Below are 24,711 nucleotides of genomic sequence, written 5' to 3' on the forward strand. Positions count from 1 at the left end.
AAGCGGTCGTTTGTGCGATAAAGCACACGGGGCCCCGGGTCCTCGCACATACGATGGACAAGGGCCCCACCCCGGTCCGTGCCTGTCGTAGCTGAGGAGAATGACGTGGCTGACGAGCTCACCCCGGAGACCCCGGAAGAAGAGCAGCCCAAGAAGACGCACAAGCAGCGCAAGAACGGTCTGTACCCGGGCGTCAGCGACGAACTCGCCGAGAGCATGCGTACCGGCTGGGCCGACACCGAGCTGCGCGGGCTGGAGCCCATCGCCCAGGCCGCGCACACCGCCGCCCGCCGCGCCGCGCTGTCCGCGCGCTTCCCCGGCGAGCGCCTGGTCGTTCCCGCGGGCCGCCTGAAGATCCGCTCGAACGACACCGAGTACCCCTTCCGCGCCTCGACCGAGTACGCGTACCTCACCGGCGACCAGACCGAGAACGGTGTGCTGGTCCTGGAGCCCACCGGCGAGACCGGCCACACGGCCACCATCTACCTGCTGCCGCGCTCCAACCGGGAGAACGGCGAGTTCTGGCTCTCGGGCCAGGGCGAGCTGTGGGTCGGCCGGCGCCACTCCCTCGCCGAGGCCGAGCAGCTCCTGGGCATCCCCGCCAAGGACGTGCGCGAGCTCCCCGAGGCGCTCGCCGAGGCCGAGGGCCCGGTGCGGGCCGTGCGCGGCCACGACACGGTCATCGAGTCCGCCCTCACCGACAAGGTGACCAAGGAGCGTGACGAGGAACTGCGCGTCTACCTCTCCGAGGCCCGCGCCGTGAAGGACGAGTTCGAGATCGGCGAGCTGCAGAAGGCCGTCGACTCCACCGTCCGCGGCTTCGAGGACGTCGTGAAGGTCCTCGACAAGGCGGAGGCCACCTCCGAGCGCTACATCGAGGGCACCTTCTTCCTGCGCGCCCGTGTCGAGGGCAACGACGTCGGCTACGGCTCCATCTGCGCCGCCGGCCCGCACGCCTGCACGCTGCACTGGGTCCGCAACGACGGCGACGTCCGCTCCGGCGACCTGCTGCTGCTCGACGCCGGGGTGGAGACCCACTCCCTCTACACCGCCGACGTCACGCGCACGCTGCCGATCAACGGCACGTACAGCGACATCCAGCGCAAGATCTACGACGCGGTGTACGAGTCCCAGGAAGCCGGCATCGCCGCGGTCAAGCCGGGCGCCAAGTTCCGCGACTTCCACGACGCCTCCCAGCACGTCCTGGCCGAGAAGCTCGTGGAGTGGGGCCTGCTGGAGGGCCCGGTCGAGCGCGTCCTGGAGCTCGGCCTGCAGCGCCGCTGGACCCTGCACGGCACCGGCCACATGCTCGGCATGGACGTCCACGACTGCGCCGCCGCCCGCACCGAGGCGTACGTCGACGGCACGCTGGAGCCGGGCATGTGCCTCACCGTCGAGCCCGGTCTGTACTTCCAGGCCGACGACCTGACCGTGCCCGAGGAGTACCGCGGCATCGGCGTCCGGATCGAGGACGACATCCTCGTCACCGAGGACGGCAACCGGAACCTGTCGGCCGGTCTGCCGCGCACCTCGGTCGAGGTCGAGGCCTGGATGGCACGGCTCAAGGGCTGACGCGCGGTCTCGGCGCCGTTCGGCACCGACTCGGCACCGATGCGGCACCGAGACTGCGCCATGAGGGGCGGGACCCCGGCAAGGGGCCCCGCCCGTCGGTGTTCCCGGCGGCGCTTCCCCGGCGGTGCGTTCCCGGCGGCGCTTCCCGGCGGCTTCTACCTGCGCGGCGTGTGCCCGTCCGCGTGCCCCTACGACACCTTCAGCAGGGCGTCGTCGCGCCACTTCAGCATCTTGTCGAAGCTCACGACGGCGCCGCGGCCGGGCCGGTTGCGGAAGCGGACGTGGTCGGCGAGCTCCTCGATCAGGTGCATGCCGCGGCCGTGCTCGGCCAGGGAGGGTCTGCGGCGGGCCACTGCCGAGGGCGGGAAGCCCGGGCCCGAATCGGTCACCTCGATGCGGCAGCAGTCCCCGTCCAGATAGGCCGTTACGTGGTACGCCTCGGTCTCGTCCGGGATTCCGCCGCCCCCGCCGTGCTCCACGGCGTTCGCACACGCCTCGCTCAGCGCCACCGAGAGGTCGTAGGAGATGTCCGGGTCCACCCCGGCGGTCTCCATCGTCCCGAGCAGCAGTCGCCTGGCGAGCGGCACGCTCGCGGCTTCGCGCCTCAAGTGGAGAGACCACCAGATGCTCATACGGTTACGTATTGCCGCCCCTGGGCGACCGTAAGCGCTCGTGGGGCCTTCGGGAGTGTCATTGCGCTCGTTCGGCCGATGCCGGTCGCCCCCGGCATCGGGTATGTGCGGCGCTGCCCGCCGCCCTGTGCGGGCCGGTGGCCCGCGCCCGGTCCCATCACGGACTCATGGGACCTTCCGGACCTGCCGTATGAAGGCCCCGAGGGCAGTGCGATGATGGCCCGGCCATGACTGACCCCCACGCGACGCACGCCGGAGCCGGCCTCCGGCTCATCCGGGCCGCGGTGTTCACCGCGGTCTGTGTCGTGCTGTCCGCGGCGGGGCACGCCCTGGCTTCCTGCGCCACCGTGCCGTGGTGGTCGCTGTCCCTCGGATTCCTCGCCGTGTTCGCGGTCGCCGCGCCGCTCGCCGGACGCCGACGCTCGCTGCCCGGCATCGCCGCAGGGCTGGCCGCCGGACAACTGGGACTGCACACGGTGTTCGGCCTCGGCCAGCACAGTGCCGCGGCCGCGTCGGCCCCGGCGGCCGGGGCACCTGCCACCGCCGCCGACAGCTCGCTCGCCGAGCTCGCCGCCCGGCTGGTGTGCGGGGGCAACTCCGTACCGCTCAGCCCGGCGGACGCACGGCAGATCCTGACGACCGCCGGCCTGGACCCGGCGGCCCTCGCGGCGGAGGCCGCTCAGACCGGACAGCTCGCCGCGCAGGGCCACGGGGCGCACGCCCACGTGGCCCAGGCCGCTACGGCGGCCCCCTCGACCGGACTGTTCAGCCCGGCCATGCTGCTCGGCCACCTGCTGGCCGCCCTGGCCGTCGGCTGGCTCCTCGGCCGCGGCGACGCCGCCCTGTTCCGGCTCGTCGAACTCTCCCGGCTTTCCGCCGAAGCCGCCCCGGTGCGCCCGCTGCGGGCCGCACTGGCCTTCGTACGCGCTCTCGGTGCCGGACTGCCGGGTGCGCCCGCCCGTATGCCGCGGGCGCCGCGGACCGCAGCGGACCCCGCGGCGGCCACCGGCCGTGAGGCGCTCCAGCACACGGTGATCAGGCGCGGGCCGCCGACGGCGCTCGCCCTCGCAGCCTGACGCGGCGCCTTCCTCCCCGGACACACGACGGGAGCACCGGTGCCGCGAACTCCGCGCGCGCCCGTGCGCGGAGCCACCGTCACCACTGCTTCCGTGGAGTGTTCCTGCCATGAAGACCTCTCGCGTCTCCTTCACCGCCGCCCTCGCCGCCGGTGCCGTCCTCGTCCTGTCGGGTACGGCCTTCGCCCACGTCAGCGTGCAGCCCGGCGAAGCCGCCAAGGGCGGTTACGCGACGATCAACTTCAAGGTCCCCAACGAGCGCGACAACGCGGCGACCACCCAGCTGGAGGTCAACTTCCCGGTCGACCAGCCGCTCACGTCCGTCATGCCGCAGGACGTCCCCGGCTGGACCGTGAGCGTCGAGAAGACCAAGCTCGACAAGCCGCTGACCGTGCACGGCAAGCAGATCAACGAGGCGGTCACCAAGGTCACCTGGTCCGGCGGCAAGATCGAGAGCGGCAGGTTCCAGCAGTTCCCGCTCTCCGTGGGCAAGCTCCCCGAGAACGTCGACCAAATGGTCTTCAAGGCGATCCAGACCTACGACAACGGCGAGGTCGTCCGCTGGATCGAAGAGGCCAAGGACGGCGCCGCAGAACCGCAGAACCCCGCGCCCGTCCTGAAGCTGACCGCCGCCAAGGGCGCCGACCACCACGACGCCGGCGGCAAGAACGCCGACAAGAACACCAAGGACGAGCAGCACGGCCACGACCGGGCCGCAGCCGAGCACGGCTCCGACACGACCGCGCGTGCCCTCGGCATCGCCGGCATCGTCGTCGGGCTCGGCGGTGTCGCCTTCGGCGTCGCCTCGCGCCGCCGCTCCGCCTGACCAGCCGCGCCCCTCGCGCTGCCGTTCCCGACCATCCGTCACATCCCCGATCCCAGGGACATCCCTCCATGCGCACCACACGCGTGACGGCCGCCGCACTCCTCGCGGCGGCCGCACTCACCCTGACCGCCTGCGGCGGCGAACCCGTCAAGGCCGGTTCGGTCACCCAGATCTCGGGCGGCCAGAGCAAGACCAAGGCGGCGACCGTGCTGGACCGCCCGTTCACCAAGCCGGAGCTGGTCCTCACCGACACCACGGGCAAGCCGTGGAACCTGCGCGAGCAGACCAAGGGCAAGCCGACGCTCATCTACTTCGGCTACACCAACTGCCCCGACGTGTGCCCGCTGACGATGAGCAACATCGCCGTCGCCAAGAAGGCACTCCCCAAGGCCGACCAGGACAACCTCCAGGTCGTCTTCGTCACCACCGACCCCGAACGGGACACCCCCGACTCCCTCGGCGCGTGGCTCAGGGCCCAGGACCCGGCCTTCACCGGACTCACCGGGGACTTCGCCACCATCCAGGCCGCCGCGCGCTCGCTCGGCATCGGTATCGAGGCCGCGAAGAAGGAGGCCGACGGCAGCGTCGTCTCCATGCACGGCGCCCAGGTCATCGCGTTCTCACCCAAGAACGACGAGGGCTACGTCCTCTACGGCGAGGGCACCACCGTCGACGACTACACCAAGGACCTGCCGAAGATCATCAAGGGAGAGAACCCGTGAACACCCGCACCACCCGCGCCCTCGCCGCCGCCCTCTCCCTGACGGCAACCCTCGCCATATCCGGCTGTTCCGGCTCCGAGGACAAGGCATCCAAGCCCGCGCCGACAGTCAGCGGCGCCTTCATGCCCCAACCGGTCAACGACAAGATGGCCGGCGCGTTCATGGTCATCAAGAACGGCTCGAAGACCGCCGACAAGCTCACCGGCGTCACCTCCACGCTCTCCGACGATCTGCAGATCCACGAGACCAAGGACCAGAAGATGCAGCAGGTCCAGTCGCTGGACCTGCCCGCCAACGGTGAGCTCAAGCTGGAGCGCGGCGGCGACCACATCATGTTCATGGGGCTCAAGAGCACGCCGAAGGTCGGCGACAAGGTCAGCATCGAGCTGCGCTTCGAGAAGGCCGACCCGGTCAAGGTCGAGCTCGAGGTCAAGGAACGGACTTACACCGCCCAGCCTCCGGCGTCCACCGACGGCAACGCCCACTGACGGACCGAGGAAGCGACACGCCATGACGGCCACCGCCCCCGCCCCATCCACGGTTCACCCGCGGACCGCGGCACTGCTGCCGCGGCTCGTGCTGGTTCTCGCAGCCCTGCTGGCAACCCTGTTCGCCACGGCCTCCCCGGCCTCGGCACACGCCGCACTCACCGCGAGCGACCCCGCGGACGGGGCGGTGGTCGCCACGGCCCCCGCCCAGGTCACGCTCTCCTTCTCGGAGCAGGTCGCCCTGGGCGACGACTCCATCCGCGTGCTGGACCCGCAGGGCAAGCGCGTGGACACCGGCGAGCTGCGCGACATGTGCAGCGGGAGCACCGTCCGCTACGGCACCGCGCTGCACGCCGGTCTGCCTAACGGCACCTACACCGTTGCCTGGCAGGCCGTCTCCGCCGACAGCCACCCGATCGCCGGCGCCTTCACCTTCTCCATCGGAGCGCCCTCGGCCACCCAGGTCGCCCTGCCCACCGCCCAGGCGGGCGGCGGGCCCGTCGGCATCGCCTACGGGATCGCCCGCTACGCCGCCTACGCCGGCTTCGCCGTCCTCGTCGGCGGCGCCGCCTTCATCCTGCTGTGCTGGCGGCGGGGAGCGGCCGAGCGCCCGCTCCAGAAGCTCGTCGTACGGGCCTGGGTGACGCTGACGGCCGCCACCCTCGCGATGCTCGTGCTCCGGGCCCCCTATACGGGGACGGGAAGGTTCGCCGACGTCTTCGACCTCGAGGGTCTGAAGGCCGTCCTCGAGACCAAGACCGGTGCCTCGCTGATCTCCCGGCTGCTCCTGCTGGGCGCGGCGGCCCTGTTCATCGCGGTCCTGTTCGGCGTCTACGCACGCCGGCTGTCCTGCGCGGCCGCGACCGCACAGGACAGTGCGGCAGAGGACGTCAAGAAGGATGCGCAGGAGGCCGGGGACCTCGAGAAGGATGCGGAGCAGGCCGGGGACAGCGAGACGAGGGACACCAACGACCTCACCTTCGGCCTGGGCATCGGCGGGGCCGTGGTGTCCGCGGGTATCGCCGCCACCTGGGCCCTGTCCGAGCACGCCTCCACCGGCATCCAGCCCGGCATCGCCATGCCCGCCGACATCCTGCACCTGCTGGCCGTGGCCACCTGGCTCGGCGGGCTCGCCGCGCTGCTCGTCGCCCTTTACAAGGCCCCCGGGATCGAGCGGGCGGCCGTCCGGCGCTTCTCCCGGGTCGCCTTCACGAGTGTCCTGGTGCTTGCGGCCACCGGCACCTACCAGTCCTGGCGCCAGCTCGGCAGCTGGTCGGCACTGACCGGCACCTCGTACGGGCGGCTGCTGCTCCTGAAGATCGGCCTGGTCGCCGTCCTCGTCGGTATCGCGTACCTGTCCCGGAAGTGGACCGCGCGGCTCGCCGAGGCCCCCGCCGCCGGCATCGATGTTTCACGTGAAACAGCCACCGTCGCGGCCGATGTTTCACGTGAAACAGAGCCGGCGGCCGCCGTTCCCGCCGACCCGCGGCGAGCCGCCCAGCTCGCACGGCAGCGCGCCGCCCTCGAGAACGCCCGCGAGAAGCGGGTCCGTGACGCCGACCCGGACCGCGCGGGCCTGCGCCGCTCAGTCCTCGCCGAAGCCGGGGTCGCCATTGCCCTGCTCGCCGTGACCACGGTGCTCACCAGCACCGAGCCCGGCCGCACCGTGGAACGGGAAGCCTCCCGCGGCTCCGGCGCCACGGCGGTTCCCGACCGCGCCGTGAAGATCACCCTGCCGTTCGACACGGGCGGTCAGAACGGCAAGGGGAACGTCCGGCTCGAGCTCGACCCGGGACGGGTGGGCGCCAATACCCTTCACCTCTGGGCCGACTCCGGCGAGGGAACGCCGCTGGACCTCCCCGAGGTCAAGGTGGCCTTCACCCTCCCGTCGAAGGACCTCGGCCCCCTGCCCCTCCTGCCCGAACGTGCCGCACCCGGGCACTGGACGGCGTCAGGTGTCCAGCTCCCGCTCGCCGGCGAATGGCGCATCGACGTGACCGTCCGCACCTCCGACATCGACCAGACGACCGTCCAGAAGACCGTGAAGATCGGCTGACCCGCGTGACCCAGAGCCATTCCGACATCGAGATCTCCCGCCGACGCCTGCTGGGCACCGTCGGGGCCGCAGGAGCCGCCGGGCTCGCGCTGGGCGCCGCCGGCGGGACCCTCGCGCACTCCGCGCTCGCCGACTCCGGGGGCGGGTCCGCCTCCGGGACCGCCGCCCGCCTGTCCTCCCTCGGGGCCACCGAAGTCGCCTTCCACGGCGACCACCAGGCCGGGATCACCACGCCCCTGCAGGCCAAGGGGCACCTGGTCGCCTTCGACCTCGCCGCGGGAGCCGGCCGCACGGAGGCCACCGCACTGCTGCGGCGCTGGTCGGAGACCGCCCGTCGGCTGATGGCGGGCGAAACCGCCCCGACCGACGACACCGGCATCGCCCTCGACGCCGGTCCGTCCTCCCTGACCGTCACCTTCGGCTTCGGCCACTCCTTCTTCGAGCGCACCGGCCTCACCGCCCGGCGCCCCGCTGCCCTGGACCCGCTGCCGGACTTCTCCTCCGACCGGCTCGACGCCCAGCGCAGCAACGGCGACCTGTGGGTCCAGATCGGCGCGGACGACGGGCTCGTCGCGTTCCACGCCCTGCGCGCCCTCCAGAAGGACGCCGGGGAAGCCGCCCGCGTCCGCTGGCAGATGAACGGCTTCAATCGCTCCCCCGGTGCCACCGCTACCCCGATGACCGCCCGCAACCTCATGGGGCAGGTCGACGGCACCGGCAATCCCAAGCCCTCCGAGCCCGACTTCGACAAGCGGATCTTCGTGCCCGCGGCCGGCCCGGGGCCCGCCGAGCACGCATGGATGGCGGGGGGCTCGTACGCCGTCGTACGGCGCATCCGGATGCTCCTCGACGACTGGGACAAGCAGTCCCTCGCCCAGCAGGAGCAGGTGATCGGCCGGACCAAGGCCACCGGCGCCCCGCTGACCGGCGGCGGGGAGACCACCGAGATGGCACTCGACAAGATCGGCGCCGACGGCAAGCCGGTCATCCCGTCCAACGCGCACGCCCGCATCTCCGCCCCCGAGCAGAACGGCGGAGCGGCCATGCTGCGCCGTCCCTTCTCCTTCCACGACGGGATCGGCGCGGACGGTACGCCCGACGCGGGACTGCTCTTCGTCTGCTGGCAGGCCGATCCCCTGCGCGGGTTCGTCCCCGTCCAGCGCAAGCTCGACCGTGGTGACGCGCTGTCCGCCTTCATCCGGCACGAGTCCAGCGGCCTCTACGCGGTTCCGCCCGCTCCGCGCACCGGCGAGTACGTGGGGCAGCGGCTGCTCGAAGGGTGAACAGCGCCCCGGCGGGCGGCAGCCCGGCATTAGGCTGACCGCATGTCGGCCACCCGCTTCACGTATCTCGGTCCCGAGGGCACTTTCACCGAAGCCGCCCTGCGCACACTGCCGGAAGCCGCCACCCGGGAGCTCGTCCCGATGGTGTCGGTCCCGGCCGCCCTGGACGCGGTGCGCAACGGCGAGGCCGCTGCCGCCCTGGTGCCGATCGAGAACTCGGTGGAGGGCGGGGTCACCGCCACCCTCGACGAGCTGGCGTCCGGTGAACCGCTGATGATCTACCGCGAGGTGCTGCTGCCCATCGCGTTCGCGCTGCTGGTGCGCCCCGGCACCTCCCTTTCGGACGTCAAGACGGTCACCGGGCACCCGGTGGCCCAGCCGCAGGTGCGCAACTGGCTGCGGGCGAACCTGCCCGACGCGGCGTGGGAGTCGGCCGCCTCGAACGCCGACGGCGCCCGGCTGGTCCAGGAGGGCCGCTTCGACGCTGCTTTCGCGGGCGAGTTCGCCGCCGCCACCTACGGGCTGGTCCCCCTGGTCACCGAGATCCACGACGCGGAGAACGCCGAGACCCGCTTCGTGCTCGTCGGACGCCCCGCCCGGCCCGCCGCCCCGACCGGCGCCGACAAGACCTCCGTCGTGCTGTGGCTGGGCGACGACCACCCCGGTGCGCTGCTGGAGCTCCTCCAGGAGTTCGCCGTGCGGGGGGTCAACCTGATGCTGATCCAGTCCCGGCCGACGGGCCAGGGCATCGGCAACTACTGCTTCGCCGTGGACGCCGAGGGCCACATCTCCGACCGCCGCGTCAGCGAGGCACTCATGGGTCTCAAGCGCACCTGCCCGCAGGTCCGCTTCCTCGGGTCCTATCCGCGTGCGGGCGTCGCTCAGGGTGACGTCCGAACCCCGCGCCCGGGAACCTCCGACGGTGATTTCACGGCCGCCTCCGACTGGCTGACGCGCTGCCTCGACGGCCGGGCCTGAGCTTCGTCCACTGTCCACAGAGTTATCCACAGCCCGAGATGGAGACCTGGGGACAAGTCGACAGAGTGCCACGACAAGGTCGACAAATCGGTCGCAGGGCTCAGGTTTCGCGCTGAGGAGCGGAAGGTGAACGGCGTCACCCCCGTATCGCGGATCAACTCTTTGGGGCGAGTCATTCCCACCCGAATGAGTGTCTGAGGGTGGTTTGAACCTTGATTCGCTCCGACTCCCCGCCGTACGGCAATGATCTATTCCCGTGTCCACAGAGGGAGCGCACAGCCTGTGGATAAGATGTGGGGCCGGGCAATTCCTGTGGACAAAGAACGGCTCCGGCCCTGCTCAGGCCGTGCGCAGCAGCTGCCGATGTGCCCCCTTTCCGGGGAATGGGCCCGCTTTTATTGACCGCCTGAGATGGATCACTTCCGGCCAGCCGTCAAGAGTTATCCATTCGCGGCAATTAGGACATAGCGACACGCAGCGTGATATCGGTGTGATCCCAGGAAGCCCAGCCCGGTAGCCTGGAGGGGTGATTGACCTCCGGCTGCTCCGTGAAGACCCTGACCGTGTCCGCGCCTCGCAGCGCGCTCGTGGAGAGGACGTCGAACTCGTCGACGCACTGCTCTCCGCCGACGAGCGCCGCAGGTCCTCGGGCATGCGCTTCGACGAACTGCGCAATGAGCAGAAGTCGCTCGGCAAGCTCATCCCGAAGGCCTCCGCGGAGGAGCGGGCGGAGCTCCTGAAGAAGGCCGAACAGCTCAAGCAGGACGTCAAGGCGGCCGAGAGCGAGCAGAACGAGGCGGACGAAGCCGCCAAGCGACTGCTCCTCCAGCTCGGCAACATCGTCCACGAAGACGTCCCGGTCGGCGGCGAAGAGGACTTCACCGTGCTGGAGACGCACGGCACCATCCGCGACTTCGCCGCCGAGGGCTTCGAGCCCAAGGACCACCTCGAGCTCGGCGAGTCGCTGGGCGCCATCGACGTCGAGCGCGGCGCCAAGGTGTCGGGCTCGCGCTTCTACTACCTGACCGGCGTGGGCGCGCTGCTCGAGCTGGCGCTCGTCAACGCCGCCATCGCCCAGGCCACCGAGGCCGGCTTCATCCCGATGCTGACCCCGGCGCTGGTCCGTCCGCGCGCCATGGAGGGCACCGGCTTCCTCGGCCAGGCCGCGGAGAACGTGTACCACCTGGAGAAGGACGACTACTACCTGGTCGGCACCTCCGAGGTACCGCTCGCCGCGTACCACATGGACGAGATCATCGACGCCGACAAGCTGCCGCTGCGCTACGCCGGCTTCTCGCCGTGCTTCCGCCGCGAGGCCGGTACGTACGGCAAGGACACCCGCGGCATCTTCCGCGTCCACCAGTTCGACAAGGTCGAGATGTTCTCCTACGTCGCGCCGGAGGAGGCCGAGGCCGAGCACCAGCGCCTCCTGGAGTGGGAGAAGCAGTGGCTGACCAGCCTTGAGCTGCCGTTCCAGGTGATCGACGTCGCCACCGGCGACCTGGGCGCCTCCGCCTCGCGCAAGTTCGACTGCGAGGCCTGGATCCCGACCCAGGGCAAGTACCGCGAGCTGACCTCCGCCTCGAACTGCGACGGTTTCCAGGCCCGCCGCCTGTCGATCCGCTACCGCGACGGCAAGAAGACGCAGCCGCTGTCCACGCTGAACGGCACGCTGTGCGCCGTCCCGCGCACGATCGTTGCGATCCTGGAGAACCACCAGCAGGCCGACGGCTCGGTACGCGTGCCCCAGGTGCTCCGTCCGTACCTCGGCGGTCGCGAGGTCCTGGAGCCGATCACCAAGTGAGCCCGGCCCCGTTCCCGTACAAGCTCGTCGCGACCGATCTCGACGGCACGCTGCTGCGTGGCGACGACACCGTCTCGGAACGCACCCGTGAAGCGCTCGCCGCGGCCACCGCGGCGGGCGCGGCGCACATCGTGGTGACCGGCCGCGCCGTGCCCTGGACCCGGCACATACTGGACGATCTCGGCTACCAGGGGATCGCCGTGTGCGGGCAGGGGGCACAGGTCTACGACGCGGGCGCGCACCGGCTGCTGACGTCGGTGACGCTGGACCGGCAGCTCGCCGGTCTGGCGCTGTCGAAGATCGAGGCCGAGGTCGGTCCGCTGGCCCTGGCGGCCAGCCGGGACGGCGTGGACGGCGAGGTCCTGTTCGGGCCCGGCTACCAGGTGCAGGAGGGGCTGCCGGCCGTCTACCTGGAGGACACCGCCGCGGTGTGGACGGCCCCGCTGAACAAGCTCTACATCCAGCACCCGGACCTGGACGACGACACGCTCGTCAAGGCGGCCCGGGAGACCGTGGGCGGCCTGGTCGACATCGTGATGGCCGGACCCGGGATCGTGGAGATCCTGCCGCTGGGGCTGACCAAGGCCACCGGCCTCTCGTTGGCCGCGCGGCGGCTCGGAGTAAAGGCGGCGGAGACGATCGCCTTCGGCGACATGCCCAACGACATCCCGATGTTCGGCTGGGCGGCGCACGGCGTGGCCATGGCCAACGCGCACGCGGAGCTCAAGGCGGTGGCCGACGAGGTGACGACCTCCCATGAGGAGGACGGCATCGCGGTGGTCCTCGAGCGTCTGCTGGGCGCCGCCTGAGTCGTACGACACACGAGAGGTCCGGGGCAGCCCGCGCCGGACGGCGCGCTCGAAGTGGCTGCCCCGGACCTTTTGTTACTCCCCGCACGACTCACTCTGCCCCTGCCGGAAGCCCCGTACCAGCGAATTTCCGTGTGTCAGCCGTGGATCCGGCGGCGCCGCCAGTACGCCGCGGTCACGAGGGCCAGCAGTGGGCCCCACAGCAGCAGTGGCGCGTAGGACAGGGTGAAGAACCAGTAGCCGAAGCCCTCTCCCGGCGAGTCCGGGTTCGCCGCTATGACGTCGTTCCATGTACTCGCCCCGATCAGGGTGATCCCCGTGACGGCCGTGGCGCCCAGTGCGGCCGGTATCACGGCGGCGAGCGGTGGGATGCGTCGGCCGCCCAGCCACGGGATCCAGTGCGGTACGACCTCGCCCCAGCGCTGGACGAGGCCGAGGGAGAGCAGTCCCAGGGCCTCCTGGAAGGCGCTGAGTCCGAGCAGGTAGAGGGACCCCCAGCCCGGGTAGTTCGAGTGGTGCAGTTCATGGCCCGCGCCCCAGCCCACCGGAATGCCGACGGCGATCACGAGCCGCCAGACGCAGTTGGGCAGCACGGTGAGGGAGGCGGCCTTGGCCGCGAACCGCATGCGGCGCGAGGCGCCGGTGACGGGCGTGGTGTCGAGCAGAACCATCGTCGAAGTCCTTGTCCGGGGGCGTCGGTTGATGCCCCCAGCCTCGTGCGGCCGACCCGCCGGAACCATCCGCCGATCGGCCGGGCGTCCGCGGCTCGGAGGCGGACGGCTCTGCCGAACGGCAGATGGCCGGGCCCCGGCGGGCACTCGTAGGGTCGGCCCCATGACCCTGAACCCGCGTGCCGCGTATGCACCGTTGCTGGCATCGGCGACCGTCGTCTGCATGGGCGCCACGTTCCTGGGGGCGCCCGCCTCCTGGGTCCTACTCCTGGCATGCCTGCTGCTCCCGCTCCTCGCTCTGGTGGCCCGCTGGTCGCCGGTGCGGTCCGGGACCGTGACGGGTGCCCTGGGCGTGGCCGCGGTGATGCTGTGGCCGGTCCCGCTGGTGCGGACCGACGGCTCGTGGCTGGAGACCGCGGGTGCGGCTGCGTTCTGGGCGGTGCCTGCCTTCGGCGCGGTCGGCGCCGGATGCCATCTGCGCCGCCTGGCGGGCCGGGCGCGGCGGGCCGTCACGGACGCTCGGCGCGAACAGCAGCTGGCGCTGGCCCGCGACCTGCACGACTTCGTGGCGCACGATGTGTCCGCGATCGTGGTGCAGGCGCAGGCGGCGCGTTTCGTGGCCGCGCAGGACCCCGAGCAGGCGGTCCGTGCGCTGGAGCGGATCGAGGCGGCCGGGCTGAGCGCGCTGGAGTCGATGGACCGCACCGTGCACGCGCTGCGTGAAGCGGTTGGCGGTCCGACCGCTCCGGTACCGGGGCTGGCGCAGCTGCCGGCGCTCGTGGACCGGTTCGAGGGCGGAACGCTGGACGCCGACCCGGCAGCCGTGGGGGAGCTGTCGCGCGAAGCGGACACGACGGCGTACCGGGTGGCCGTCGAGGCCCTGACGAACGTCCGCCGCCACGCGCCCGGTGCGGTGGCGCGGGTGTGCGTACGCCGGGCCGGGCCGGACGTGGAGGTCAGCGTGACCAACTCGGCGGCCCCACGCGGCGTCGGCGCGTTGCTGCCCCGCAGACGGCGCGGCGGCACCGGACTGGCAGGGCTGCGCGGGCGGGTGGAGGCGGCGGGCGGGACGCTGCAGGCCGGAGCGGACGCGGACGGCGGATGGCGGGTTCGCGCGGTCTTTCCGGCACGGCAGCGCCCTCACGGGTGATCATGGCGGCGTGACCACACGCATCCTGATAGCCGATGACCAAGAGGACATCCGCAGCGGTTTCCGGCTGATCCTCGACTCACAGCCGGACATGACCGTGGTGGGGGAGGCGGCGGACGGGGAGAGGGCGGTGGCGCTGGCCCGGGAGCTGCGACCCGACGTGGTGCTGGCGGACATCCGGATGCCGCGCCTGGACGGGCTGGAGGTGACCCGGCTGCTGGCACCGCAGACGAGGGTCGTGGTGGTGACCACCTTCGACCTTGACGAGTACGTGCACTCCGCGCTGCGCCATGGCGCCTGCGGATTTCTGCTGAAGCGGTCGGGGCTGGCGCTGCTCATCGAAGGCGTGCGGGCGGCGATGGCGGGGGACACGCTGATCAGTCCGCAGATCACGGTGCGGCTGCTGAGCAGGATCGCCGAGGGAGGTCAGGCCGCCACTGCATCGCGGGCGCCGGTGCCGCATCCCCTGACCGACCGGGAGCTGGACATCGTAGGGCTGGTGGCGCGGGGGCTCACCAATGCCGAGATCGGTGCGGAGCTGTTCATCAGTGCGGGGACGGCCAAGACCCACCTCGCGAACGTCCAGGCGAAGCTCGGGGCTCGCAACCGGGTGGGGATCGCCGCGTGGGCGTGGGAGCACGGCGTGGCGAAAGCGGACGGCGGTTAGTCACGTTTCACGTGAAACAGGGGCCGTGTTTCACGTGAAACAACGTGCCGGGTGAGCGGCCAGGCGAGCAGGCCGACGGACAGCGCGATGGCGTGGCCCAGGTCGGTGAAGGTGCCGCCGGTGAGGAGGGGGATCCCGAAGAAGGCGACGGCGCCCGAGAGATACAGCCATCGCCAAGGGCTGGGGAGCCGGTAGGTGAGGACTCCCACGGCCGCCGCGAGTCCGTAACTGACGCCGATGTCGACGACATGGGTCATGCTGCGCGAGGCGCGGTGCTCCTCGATGGCCGTCAGGAGGACCTTCTGGCTGACCAGCGTGGCGACGATGTGGGCGGTCGTGACGATCACGAGCCAGCGCAGGGTGCCGAGCCAGCGTTCGACGGGGGCGTGGAACACCTCGAAGAGCACGGCGTAGAGGGCGAGCGAGGCCGGGTTCTCGATCCAGAAGGCGCTGCTGAGGAGCGCCCGGACGGGGTGCTTGACCAACTGGTGGATATTGCTGCTGTTGCGGTGGAGCAGGATGTGCTCGAGCCGGTCGGGGGCGATGACCACGATGATGCTGGTGATCGCGATGATCAGCAGCCAGATGTGCGTTCCGGGCGACGAGCGTATCCAGGACCGCAGGGGCCTGGACGGCTCGGGCTCGGTGTGGTCGATCATGCACCGATGATGACGCGCGAGACCGTGCCCCGCCTGGCCGGTGGGCCGGGCGGGGCACGGTGTACGGCAGTGCGCCAGGACCTACTCCTCGCCCGCCAGGGTGAGGCGGCGCAGCTTCTGGCCCGCGTAGAGGGTGGCACCGATGGTGACCACGGTGAGCAGGACGGCTGCCGTGGGCAGGCCGACGGTGGCGTCGACGTACCCCTCGCCCGCGACCTTCTCGGCCAGGGACAGGGCCCACTGCTGGACGCTGAGGGTCTTGGCGCCCGAGACCAGGCTGCCGAACAGCGATTCCCAGATCAGGGCGTAGACCAGGCCGAAGACCACCGCGTGCCGGCTGACGGTGCCCAGGAGCAGGAACAGCGCGCTGTAGGCGATCGAGGCCACGAGGGCCGCAACGGTGTAGGCGACGGCGATCTGCTGCCCGTTGCCGTTGAGGATGAAGCCGGCGATCAGGGTGGGGATCGCGGAGAACGCCATGGTGACGGCAATCGCAACGATCAGCTTGGTCATGATGATCGTCGGCCGCTTCACCGGCTTGGAGAGCAGGTAGACGATCGATCCGTCGTCGATCTCGGGGCCGATGGCGCCCGTGCCGGCGATGACACCGATCAGCGGGACCATCGTCGCCAGGGCGAAGCCGCCGAGCAGGTCGGCGGCGACCTTGTCGTCCACACCCGTGAGGGCGCGGACGGCGATCGCGATCAGGATCAGCAGGGCGGGCAGCAGGAACAGGATCAGCGCCCGGCGCCGGCCGAGCAGGGCCCGGTAGGTGAGCCGGGCAACGGTGGGGTCATACATGTGTGCCAGCTCCTTCAGGCCGCGACGAGGTAGGAGAAGACCGACTCGAGGGACTCGTCGGAAGGCGAGACCGTCAGCAGCCGGATGCCGTGCGCGCGGGCGACCCGCGGCAGCAGCTCGGTGAAGCGCCCGAAGTCGACGGCCTGGATGCGCAGGGCGCCTTCCTTCAGGTCGACCTCGATGCCGGCCGTGGACGGGTCGGCGATCAGGGCCGCGGCGAGGGCCCGGTCGTCGGAGGAGCGGACGAGGTAGCGGTGCGGGCGGTCCGTCATCAGGCGGCGGATCTTGCGGAAGTCTCCGGAGGCGGCGTGCCGGCCGGCGACGACCACCTCGATGTGGGAGGCCAGCTGCTCGACCTCCTCCAGGATGTGGGAGGAGAACAGGACGGTGCGCCCGTCGTCGCCCATCCGCCGCAGCAGGTCCATCAACTGCATGCGCTGGCGCGGGTCCATGCCGTTGAACGGTTCGTCGAGGAGCAGCACCGACGGGTCGTGGACCAGGGCGGAGGCCATCTTCACGCGCTGGCGCATGCCCTTGGAGTACGTGGAGATCTTGCGGTCCTGGGCGTACTCCATCTCGACCGTGGCCAGCGCGCGCTGGGCGTCGGCGTCGCCGAGCCCGTGCAGCTCGGCATTGGCGACGACGAACTCGCGGCCGGTGAGGAAGTCGTACATGGCCTCGCGCTCGGGCACGACGCCGATCTGCTTGTAGACCTGCTCGTTGCACCAGATCTGCGTGCCGTCGAGGGTGACGGTGCCCGTGGAGGGGGCCAGGAAGCCGCCCATCATGTTGATGAGGGTGGACTTCCCCGCGCCGTTGGGGCCGAGGAGGCCGGTGACGCCGGGACCGATGCGCATGGTCACGTCGTTGACGGCGACGACGTTCCCGAACCAGCGGGAGGTGTGGTCGATGTCGATGATGGTCACAGCCCGGCCTTCCGGTAGCGGGCCATCAGGGCGGCGTAGGAGCCGGCGATGAGGCCGAGGACGACGAGCAGGTAGACGACGCCGGTGCCGGCCGAGGGGCCTTCACCACCGGGGAAGGCGGTGGTGGCGCCGAGGAAGGCCGTCTGGACCCCGTCGATCAGGGTGATGGGGGAGAACAGGCCCATCCACTCGATGGCCCCCGTGTTCCCGGTGCTGTAGGCGATGCCCTGGACGGCGGTCACCGCGCCGTACGGGATCAGGAGCACGGCGATGATCGCCGCGACGCCGAACCCGCGGCGGGGGGTGAGCGCGGCCATGACCAGGCCGAGGCCCGCGAACAACAGCGACAGCAGCAGTACCGACACCAGTCCCTGCCCGAATCCCTTGGTCTGGTCACCGAAGTCGAACTTCGCCAGCAGCGAGCCGATCCACATGATCAGCAGCGGGGTGGCGGTGAGGATGAACAGGGCCGAGGCCATGGCCGCGAACTTGCCCACCACGTAGTCGACCCGCTCGATGGGCCGCGAGAAGTAGAGCGGGACGGTCTTGAAGCGCAGGTCCCGGGAGACCGACTGGGGTGCCTGGGCGGCGAGGTAGAGGCCGATGACCACCTGGGTGGTCAGGGCGTACGTCGTGTACTTGATCGGCAGGTCGGTGGAGCCGGGGATGTTGATGGCCACCGCGACGAGGATCAGCGCGGGAACGCACATCACCGCGAAGAGGATCATCGGCAGGACCTTGGACTTGGCGGACCGGCCGAGCCCGTAGGCGCCGCGCAGGGACTGCGAGAACAGCGACTTGCGGGCGTAGCCGCGGCCGAGCCGGGGCCCCTCGTAGGACCGGTAGCCGATGTTGTGGATCTGGGTCGAGGTGTCAGGCGCCATCGGAACCGGCTCCCTTCTGGTGGATGGACCGCGCGGGCTGGTCGTTCTCGCGGAAGACCTCCGCGATGTGGTGGCGGCGCTGCTCCATGCGGACCAGGCCGATGCCGAGGTCGGCGACGGTGTCGCGGACGAGGTCGTACGTCTCCTCGCCGGTGGCCTCCACCAGGAGGATGTGGCCGGCGCCGGGCAGGCCCTGCTCCGCGCCGGCGTGCAGGGTCAGGCCCGCCCCGGTGAGCGCCTTGCGCAGGGCGGCGGTGCCGTCCGGGTGCGCGTCGGAGTCGGTGACCTCGACCGCGAGGGTCGTGGTGATCTGGGTGAAGTCGCTGGTGGAGCTGGAGCGCAGCAGCTTGCCGCCGTCGACGACCACGACGTGGTCGCAGGTCCGCTCCAGCTCGCCGAGGAGGTGGGAGGTGACCAGGACGGAGATGCCGAAGTCGGTGTAGACGCGGCGGATCAGGCCGAGCATCTCGTCGCGGCCGACCGGGTCGAGCCCGTTGGTGGGCTCGTCGAGGAGGACCAGCTGGGGGTCGTGGACGAGGGCCTGGGCCAGCTTGACGCGCTGCTTCATGCCCGTGGAGTAGCCGCCGATGGGGCGGTAGCGCTCCTCGTAGAGCCCCACGTGGCGCAGGGTGTCGGCGGTCCGCTCACGGGCCGCGGTGGGCGGGAGCCCAGACATGCGGGCCATGTGGACGACGAACTCGGTGGCCGAGACGTCGGGTGGCAGGCAGTCGTGCTCGGGCATGTAGCCGACGCGTTCACGGATGGCGCTGCCATGCGTGGCGACGTCGAGGCCGAGCACGGCGGCGCTGCCCTCGGTGGCGGGGGACAGTCCCAGCAGGATCTTGATCAGCGTGGACTTGCCGGCTCCGTTGGCACCCACGAGGCCGGTCACACCAGGCCCGATGTCCAGGGAGAGCCGGTCGAGGGCGGTCACTCGGGGGTACCGCTTGCTCAGGCTTTCGGTCGCGATGACAGTCACGGCTTCGACGTTAGTGGCGCAGCTCCCGCGAATCGTCAGACCTTGAGCTGGATCCGGTCTCAGCCTTCAGGCGTACACGCCCTTACGGGAGGCTGATGGGGAGCGGCCGACTTTGTCCACAGGTCTGTGCACGGCCCTTGACGTGATCTCCAGTCATTGTCACATTCATCAGTGTCAACTTACGGGTACGTACGGCGACCGAGACGGGTGCTGACCATGGCAGGGGACGATTTTCGCGGGTTCAGGGAAGTGCAGCGCCTCTCCTACGAGTGCGCGGAGACCGTCGCCGCACAGCTGCGCCCCGGGATGACCGAGCGCGAGGCCGCGCGGATGCAGCGGGAGTGGCTGCGCGAGCGTGGGGTGCGCGACTGGTTCCACCTGCCGTTCGCCTGGTTCGGGGACCGCACCGCCTTCGTGAACTTCCGGATCCCGCTGCAGTTCTTCCCGACGAACCGGAAGCTGGAGCCGGGGATGCCCTTCATCCTCGACATGGCGCCGGTCTACAAGGGGTACGCGGCGGACATCGGATACTCGGGCAGCCTCGGACTCAATCCGGTGCAGGACCGGCTCATGTCCGATCTGCAGGCACACCGCACCCTGATCCTGGAGCAGGTGCGGGAGCGCCGCTCCCTGCGCGAGATCTACGAGAACGTCGAGCGGCTGATGACCCGGCAGGGGTACGCCAACCGGCACCGCGCCTACCCCTTCGGCGTGATCGCGCACAAGATCGACCGGGTCAAGGAGCGGCGCTGGTCCCCGACGGCGTTCGGGTTCGGCACCCAGTCCCTGAAGGGGCTGGCCTCCGACGCCCTGCACGGGCACCGTGAGGGATGGTCCCCGCTGTGGAGCCCCTACCACTTCTCCGACCACCCGCCGCAGCCCGGTCTGTGGGCGGTGGAGCCGCATCTGGGCTTCCGGGGCACCGGAGCGAAGTTCGAGGAGATCCTGGTCGTCACCGACTCCCGGGACCCCGAGGAGAGCGCGTACTGGCTGGACGACGATCTGCCGCACGTGCGGCGCTGGGCTGAGGAGAAGACGGCATGAGCGGCACGAACCGCATGAACGGAACGGGTACGGCAGGACCGGCGGGCGCACGCGAGCGCTGGGTGAGCACCGGCGGCGTGGAGCTGTGCGTGGCCGAACTGGGCGACACCGCCCAGCCCACCGTGATCCTGGTGCACGGCTATCCGGACAGCAAGGAAGTGTGGTCGGAGGTCGCCGAACGGCTGGCCGCACGCTTCCACGTGGTGCTCTACGACGTGCGCGGCCACGGGCGCTCGACCGCGCCGCAGCCGCTGCGGGGCGGCTTCAGCCTGGAGAAGCTGACCGACGACTTCCTGGCGGTGGCCGAGGCGGTCAGCCCGGACCGGCCGGTCCACCTGGTCGGCCACGACTGGGGCTCCGTACAGGGCTGGGAGTTCGCCACGGTCGCCCGTACCGAGGGCCGGATCGCCTCCTTCACCTCGATGTCGGGCCCCTCCCTCGACCACTTCGGGCACTGGATCAAGAAGCGGATGACCCGGCCCACCCCGCGCCGGGCGGCGCAGCTGCTGGGCCAGGGTGTGAAGTCCTGGTACGTCTACATGCTGCACACGCCCGTGCTGCCGGAGCTCGCCTGGCGCGGGCCGCTCGGCAAGCGCTGGCCGGCGCTCCTCGAGCGGCTGGAGAAGGTTCCGGCCGGCTCCTACCCGACGGCCTCCCTGCCCTCGGACGCGGCGCACGGGGCCTGGCTCTACCGCGACAACGTGCGGCCCCGCCTGCGCCGGCCCCGTCCGGACGCGTTCGCCCACGTGCCGGTGCAGCTGATCACCCCGACGGGGGACGCCTTCCTGTCCGAGCGGCTCTACGACGACCTGGAGCTGTGGGCCCCGGACCTGGTGCGCCGCACGCTGCCCGCCAAGCACTGGGTGCCCCGGACCCGGCCCGACCAGCTGGCCGCGTGGATCACCGATTTCGTTACCGCCCGGGAAGAGCCCGCCGCGCGGGCACCCGAGCAGAAGGCTCCGGGGAAGTACGCCGACCGCTTCGGCGGCCAGCTGGTCCTGGTCACCGGCGCGGCCAGCGGCATCGGCCGGGCCACCGCCTTCGCCTTCGCGGAGGCCGGAGCCCGGGTGGTGGCCGTGGACCGGGACGCCGAGGGCGCGGCGCGTACGGCGGACATGGCCCGCCTGATCGGCGCGCCCGAGGCCTGGGGCGAGTGTGCGGACGTCAGCGACGAGCAGGCCATGGAGAAACTGGCGGCGAAGGTGGCCGCGGAGTACGGGATCGTGGACGTCCTGGTCAACAACGCCGGAATCGGCCTGTCTGGGGCCTTCCTGGACACCAGCGCCGAGGACTGGAAGAAGGTCCTCGACGTCAACCTGTGGGGCGTCATCCACGGCTGCCGGATCTTCGGCAGGCAGATGGCCGAGCGCGGCCAGGGAGGGCACATCGTCAACACCGCCTCCGCCGCCGCCTACCTGCCCTCCAGAACCCTGCCCGCCTACAGCACCTCCAAGGCCGCGGTCCTGATGCTGTCGCAGTGCCTGCGCGCGGAACTCGCATCGAAGTCGATCGGTGTCTCCGCCATCTGCCCCGGCATCGTGAACACCAACATCACCACCACCTCGCGCTTCGCCGGAGTGGACGAAGCCGAGGAGAAGCGCCGTCAGGAACGCTCCTCGCGGCTGTACGGGCTGCGCAACTTCCCGCCGGAGAAGGTAGCCGACGCGATCCTTCGGGCCGTCGTCCGCAACGAGGCCGTGGTGCCGGTGACTCCCGAGTCCAAGGGGGCCCTGTGGATGTCCCGCTTCGCCCCGCGCGCCCTCAGGCGCCTCGCGAGGCTGGAGCCCAAGCTGTGACTGCCGGCTCGTACGTGATCAGCCCGCGCCGGGTGGCCTTCGACCGGAGGGCCACACCGCTGCACCGGACATCCGATGAGCCCACCGCCGACCCCGAGCCGGGCGGTCTGCTGCGCCATTCGCTCCGCGGACACAACCGGGTGGTTGCCAAGGTTCTGCTGCCCACGTGGAGAGAGCTCGGCACGGCCATATGCCGCTCCTTCCGGCGGTCGTACCATCCCTCGCAGGAGGGCTCGCTGCGCAGGGCGGTCGAGTACCCGGCGGCGTCACCCGCCGCCCGGGCCGCGGCGGGCGCGGTGGGCCGAGCCGCGATGTCGTAGGGAGCCGGGATTGTCCGATCAGGCGGTAGCCGAGTACCGGATCGAGGATCTGGCGCACCACAGCGGGGCGACGGTGCGCACGATCCGTGCGTACCAGGACCGGGGTCTGCTGCCGAAGCCGGAGCGCAGGGGCCGCTCCAACGTCTACCGGGCCACGCATCTGGCGCGGCTGCGCCAGATCGCGGACCTGCTCGACCGCGGCTACACCCTGGCCTCCATCAAGGAACTGCTGGAGGCCTGGGACGCCGGGCGCGGGCTGGGCGGCGTACTCGGCCTGGTCGCCGAAGTGCAGGGGCCGTGGACCGACGAGGAGGCGGCCCGCATCAGCCGGGAGGAGCTGAACGAGCGCTTCGGCGGCAAGCCCGACGACGCCGCGGTGGACGAGGCCTGCGAACTGGGGGTGCTGGAGCGGATCCCGGGGCGCCCGGACCAGTTCCTGGTGCCCTCGCCCCAGGAGCTGGCGGTGGCGGCCGAGCTGTACGCGGCCGGAGTACCGCTGTCGGCGATCACCGGGCACCTGCGGGAGCTGCGCGGGCAGGTGGAGCACATCGCCTCGCGGTTCCTGGAGTTCACCACCGAGCACGTCTTCGCCCGCTACCTCGGGCAGGTGCCCCCGACGGACACGGACGCGGCGGAGGCCGCGACGATGGTGCGGCGGCTGCGGCCGCTGGCTCAGCAGACCGTGGACGCGGAGCTGGCGCGGGCGATGCGGCTGTTCGCGACCCGGCACCTGCAACGGCACCTGGGAGCGGGCGGGCCCCCGCAGCCGTCGGGCCCCTCACCGGTGGCGCTCCCGGCCGGGACGGTACGGGCGGTGCAGGACCTCGTCGGTCCCGAACACGTGGCGGAGTTCGTCCGGGCCGCGACGGAGCGGGAGCTCCAGGCCCGGACGATGAACGATCTGGCGCGCCGGGCGAAGCCCGGTCGGTAGTCCACAGGGCGGATCACTCGTTTGCCGTCAAAACCAGCCCAAACGGCTGTGGACAAGTGCCGTTTTCCTGTGGGCAACAGGGGCTGTCAGCTCAGCCGATGGCCTCGTACGCGGCCTTGGCGGAGGTCGTCCCCTCCACCGGGCCGGGCCCGGCCAGGGTCTCCACCGGCAGGGGCTTCACCGACCGGGAGGTCCCGTACAGCAGCCCGGCCAGGGCCACTCCGAGGATCCCGCCGATCAGCTGGGCCGCGACGAAGCCGGGCAGCGACTGCGGGGCGATGCCGGTGAAGGAGTCGGTGAAACTGCGCCCGATGGTGCCGGCCGGGTTGGCGAAGGAGCCGGAGGAGGTGAACCAGATCGCGGCGGCGATGTACGCGGCGACGGCGGCCGGGACGAGCCTGGGGCGCCCGATGCGGCCGAGGCCCTGGATGACGAGGACGAGTCCGGCGGTGGCGACGACCTCGCCGACGAGCAGGTGGCCGCCGTCGCGCACCTGGGTGGCGAACGTGCCGGGGGTCCGGCCGAACATGGCTTCCGCGAGGACCGCCCCGCCGATGGCCCCGGCCGTCTGGGCCACGGCGTAGACCAGCGCCTCCCGGCCGTCGACCCCCTCCCCGCCGGTACGGCGGGACCACCAGGCGGTGAGGGTGACCACCGGGTTGAGGTGGGCACCGGACAGCGGCCCGAAGAGGGTGATGATCAGGCCGAGGCCGATGGCGGAGGCGGCCGAGTTGGCGATCAGGGCGACACCGGTGTCGCGGCTGAGCGCGGCGGCCTGGATCCCGGATCCGATCACGACCACCAAAAGACCGGCCGTGCCGATCAGCTCGGCAGCCGCACGGCGTGGCAGAGAGGTATGGGCTGTCATGGTTTCTCCCCCTGGGCAGAAGTGGCAGCGGAAAATGTATTCCGTATCTTGGAATAGTGGTAGAGGGTGTCCACCACCGTCGCCACCCCGAAAATCGCTGCCGGAAGGCCGCCCGACCGGGCACGCTGGGGCCATGGACGACAGACGCACCGTGAAAGTGTCCAAATACGTCTCGAAACACCTGCGGCATCAGCCGGAACGCATCGGACTGGTGCTCGACGCCCACGGCTGGGTGGAGATCGACGACCTGCTGCGCGCGGCCGCCACCCACGGTTTCGCCTTCAGCCGCGCCGAGCTCGACCACGTCGTGGCCGCCAACGACAAGCAGCGCTTCGCCGTCGACGGCACCCGGATCCGCGCCAGCCAGGGCCACACGGTGGCCGTGGACCTCGGTCTTCCGGAAGCCGATCCGCCCGCGTACCTCTACCACGGCACCGTCGCCGCCGCGCTGGACTCGATCCGCGCCGAGGGCCTGCGCCCGATGGCCCGCCACCACGTGCACCTGTCCCCCGACCGGGAGACCGCGACCCGGGTCGGCGCACGACGCGGCCGGCCCGTGGTGCTCAGCGTGGACGCAGGGGCGATGCGCGCCGCCGGGCACGTCTTCCGGATCAGCGCCAACGGGGTGTGGCTCGTGGACGCCGTACCGCCCCGGTTCCTGCGCTTCCCGTAGGACGTCGGGCCTGCCCTCCGGGCGGGAATTCGCACCGCGATTGTCGGACCATCCGCCTAATCTGTTGCCCACTCCGGGATCTGTGAGGGGGGGACC

Annotated in this window: 24 protein-coding genes and 1 pseudogene; 17 read left to right on the forward strand and 8 right to left on the reverse strand. The window is 71.2% G+C overall.

Annotation, left to right across the window (positions count from 1 at the left end; all coding sequences use genetic code 11):
• Positions 1-105: 105 nt before the first annotated feature.
• Positions 106-1,572: an aminopeptidase P family protein gene (locus AB0D44_RS00530; RefSeq protein ID WP_362582261.1), complete on the forward strand. Its 1,467-nt coding sequence runs from the start codon at positions 106-108 to the stop codon at positions 1,570-1,572.
• Between the two features lie 188 nt (positions 1,573-1,760).
• Here the strand turns inward: AB0D44_RS00530 and AB0D44_RS00535 are convergent, their stop codons facing one another.
• Positions 1,761-2,204, reverse strand: coding sequence for an ATP-binding protein (locus AB0D44_RS00535; RefSeq protein WP_362582264.1), 444 nt, complete (start codon positions 2,202-2,204; stop codon positions 1,761-1,763).
• Between the two features lie 227 nt (positions 2,205-2,431).
• Here AB0D44_RS00535 and AB0D44_RS00540 point away from each other — a divergent pair, with 227 nt between their 5' ends.
• The 9 genes from AB0D44_RS00540 (at position 2,432) to AB0D44_RS00580 (ending at position 12,246) form a co-directional block, all read left to right on the forward strand.
• The gene (locus AB0D44_RS00540) at positions 2,432-3,280 is read left to right on the forward strand and encodes a hypothetical protein (protein ID WP_362582267.1); all 849 of its coding nucleotides are present in this window, start codon (positions 2,432-2,434) and stop codon (positions 3,278-3,280) included.
• Positions 3,281-3,389: 109 nt separating this feature from the next.
• Entirely contained in the window at positions 3,390-4,106 is a 717-nt protein-coding gene (locus AB0D44_RS00545; RefSeq protein WP_362582270.1) for a YcnI family protein, read from the forward strand.
• A gap of 68 nt (positions 4,107-4,174) precedes the next feature.
• Positions 4,175-4,828 (forward strand): SCO family protein, encoded by a 654-nt coding sequence (locus AB0D44_RS00550; protein WP_362582273.1) that lies wholly within the window; start codon positions 4,175-4,177, stop codon positions 4,826-4,828.
• Positions 4,825-5,316, forward strand: coding sequence for a copper chaperone PCu(A)C (locus AB0D44_RS00555; protein ID WP_362582275.1), 492 nt, complete (start codon positions 4,825-4,827; stop codon positions 5,314-5,316). The genes AB0D44_RS00550 and AB0D44_RS00555 overlap by 4 nt, the downstream gene beginning before the upstream one ends.
• Before the next feature lie 22 nt (positions 5,317-5,338).
• Positions 5,339-7,372 (forward strand): copper resistance protein CopC, encoded by a 2,034-nt coding sequence (locus AB0D44_RS00560; protein ID WP_362582278.1) that lies wholly within the window; start codon positions 5,339-5,341, stop codon positions 7,370-7,372.
• 5 nt (positions 7,373-7,377) lie between these two features.
• Positions 7,378-8,655: an iron uptake transporter deferrochelatase/peroxidase subunit gene (gene efeB / locus AB0D44_RS00565; RefSeq protein WP_362582281.1), complete on the forward strand. Its 1,278-nt coding sequence runs from the start codon at positions 7,378-7,380 to the stop codon at positions 8,653-8,655.
• A gap of 42 nt (positions 8,656-8,697) precedes the next feature.
• Complete coding sequence (pheA, locus tag AB0D44_RS00570) at positions 8,698-9,633, forward strand: prephenate dehydratase (protein WP_362582284.1); 936 nt, start codon at positions 8,698-8,700, stop codon at positions 9,631-9,633.
• A gap of 526 nt (positions 9,634-10,159) precedes the next feature.
• On the forward strand, positions 10,160-11,437 hold the full coding sequence (gene serS / locus AB0D44_RS00575; protein WP_362582287.1) for a serine--tRNA ligase: 1,278 nt from the start codon (positions 10,160-10,162) through the stop codon (positions 11,435-11,437).
• The gene (locus tag AB0D44_RS00580) at positions 11,434-12,246 is read left to right on the forward strand and encodes an HAD family hydrolase (RefSeq protein WP_362582290.1); all 813 of its coding nucleotides are present in this window, start codon (positions 11,434-11,436) and stop codon (positions 12,244-12,246) included. Before serS ends, AB0D44_RS00580 begins: the two co-directional genes overlap by 4 nt.
• Before the next feature lie 137 nt (positions 12,247-12,383).
• Here AB0D44_RS00580 and AB0D44_RS00585 read toward each other — a convergent pair whose 3' ends face one another.
• The gene (locus tag AB0D44_RS00585) at positions 12,384-12,917 is read right to left on the reverse strand and encodes a hypothetical protein (RefSeq protein ID WP_362582293.1); all 534 of its coding nucleotides are present in this window, start codon (positions 12,915-12,917) and stop codon (positions 12,384-12,386) included.
• A gap of 163 nt (positions 12,918-13,080) precedes the next feature.
• On the opposite strand from AB0D44_RS00585, the gene AB0D44_RS00590 reads away from it, so the two are divergent.
• A complete protein-coding gene (locus AB0D44_RS00590; protein ID WP_362582296.1) occupies positions 13,081-14,067 on the forward strand; it encodes a histidine kinase in 987 nt (328 codons plus the stop codon).
• Positions 14,068-14,077: 10 nt separating this feature from the next.
• Positions 14,078-14,734 carry a response regulator transcription factor gene (locus tag AB0D44_RS00595; RefSeq protein ID WP_362582298.1) on the forward strand — a complete coding sequence of 219 codons (657 nt, stop codon included), beginning with the start codon at positions 14,078-14,080 and terminating at the stop codon, positions 14,732-14,734.
• On the opposite strand, the gene AB0D44_RS00600 is transcribed toward AB0D44_RS00595, so the two are convergent.
• The 5 genes from AB0D44_RS00600 to AB0D44_RS00620 all read right to left on the reverse strand — a co-directional run bounded on the left by AB0D44_RS00600 (position 14,731) and on the right by AB0D44_RS00620 (position 18,983).
• Positions 14,731-15,393, reverse strand: a complete 663-nt coding sequence (locus AB0D44_RS00600) for a rhomboid-like protein (RefSeq protein WP_362582300.1) — start codon at positions 15,391-15,393, stop codon at positions 14,731-14,733. The two genes, AB0D44_RS00595 and AB0D44_RS00600, sit on opposite strands and share 4 nt — an antisense overlap.
• Positions 15,394-15,474: 81 nt before the next feature.
• On the reverse strand, positions 15,475-16,194 hold the full coding sequence (locus AB0D44_RS00605; RefSeq protein ID WP_362582303.1) for an ABC transporter permease: 720 nt from the start codon (positions 16,192-16,194) through the stop codon (positions 15,475-15,477).
• Between the two features lie 14 nt (positions 16,195-16,208).
• The gene (locus AB0D44_RS00610; protein WP_069921115.1) at positions 16,209-17,120 is read right to left on the reverse strand and encodes an ABC transporter ATP-binding protein; all 912 of its coding nucleotides are present in this window, start codon (positions 17,118-17,120) and stop codon (positions 16,209-16,211) included.
• The gene (locus AB0D44_RS00615; RefSeq protein WP_362582306.1) at positions 17,117-18,004 is read right to left on the reverse strand and encodes an ABC transporter permease subunit; all 888 of its coding nucleotides are present in this window, start codon (positions 18,002-18,004) and stop codon (positions 17,117-17,119) included. The genes AB0D44_RS00610 and AB0D44_RS00615 overlap by 4 nt, the downstream gene beginning before the upstream one ends.
• Positions 17,994-18,983 (reverse strand): ABC transporter ATP-binding protein, encoded by a 990-nt coding sequence (locus tag AB0D44_RS00620; protein WP_362582309.1) that lies wholly within the window; start codon positions 18,981-18,983, stop codon positions 17,994-17,996. Before AB0D44_RS00620 ends, AB0D44_RS00615 begins: the two co-directional genes overlap by 11 nt.
• Before the next feature lie 216 nt (positions 18,984-19,199).
• On the opposite strand from AB0D44_RS00620, the gene AB0D44_RS00625 reads away from it, so the two are divergent.
• From AB0D44_RS00625 to AB0D44_RS00640, 4 genes and pseudogenes are all read left to right on the forward strand, one after another.
• Positions 19,200-20,027 carry a M24 family metallopeptidase gene (locus tag AB0D44_RS00625; RefSeq protein WP_362582312.1) on the forward strand — a complete coding sequence of 276 codons (828 nt, stop codon included), beginning with the start codon at positions 19,200-19,202 and terminating at the stop codon, positions 20,025-20,027.
• On the forward strand, positions 20,024-21,823 hold the full coding sequence (locus tag AB0D44_RS00630) for an SDR family oxidoreductase (protein ID WP_362582315.1): 1,800 nt from the start codon (positions 20,024-20,026) through the stop codon (positions 21,821-21,823). The genes AB0D44_RS00625 and AB0D44_RS00630 overlap by 4 nt, the downstream gene beginning before the upstream one ends.
• An 89-nt stretch (positions 21,824-21,912) precedes the next feature.
• A pseudogene (locus AB0D44_RS00635) lies at positions 21,913-22,143 on the forward strand (metal-dependent hydrolase); the annotation flags it as partial.
• A gap of 10 nt (positions 22,144-22,153) precedes the next feature.
• On the forward strand, positions 22,154-23,074 hold the full coding sequence (locus tag AB0D44_RS00640) for a MerR family transcriptional regulator (RefSeq protein WP_362582317.1): 921 nt from the start codon (positions 22,154-22,156) through the stop codon (positions 23,072-23,074).
• Positions 23,075-23,165: 91 nt separating this feature from the next.
• Here the strand turns inward: AB0D44_RS00640 and AB0D44_RS00645 are convergent, their stop codons facing one another.
• Entirely contained in the window at positions 23,166-23,942 is a 777-nt protein-coding gene (locus AB0D44_RS00645; protein ID WP_362582320.1) for an aquaporin, read from the reverse strand.
• A 133-nt stretch (positions 23,943-24,075) separates the two neighbouring features.
• Here AB0D44_RS00645 and AB0D44_RS00650 point away from each other — a divergent pair, with 133 nt between their 5' ends.
• On the forward strand, positions 24,076-24,615 hold the full coding sequence (locus AB0D44_RS00650; protein WP_362582323.1) for an RNA 2'-phosphotransferase: 540 nt from the start codon (positions 24,076-24,078) through the stop codon (positions 24,613-24,615).
• Positions 24,616-24,711 lie beyond the last annotated feature (96 nt).

This window comes from Streptomyces sp. NPDC048349, assembly GCF_040651925.1.
Classification (GTDB): Bacteria; Actinomycetota; Actinomycetes; order Streptomycetales; family Streptomycetaceae; genus Streptomyces.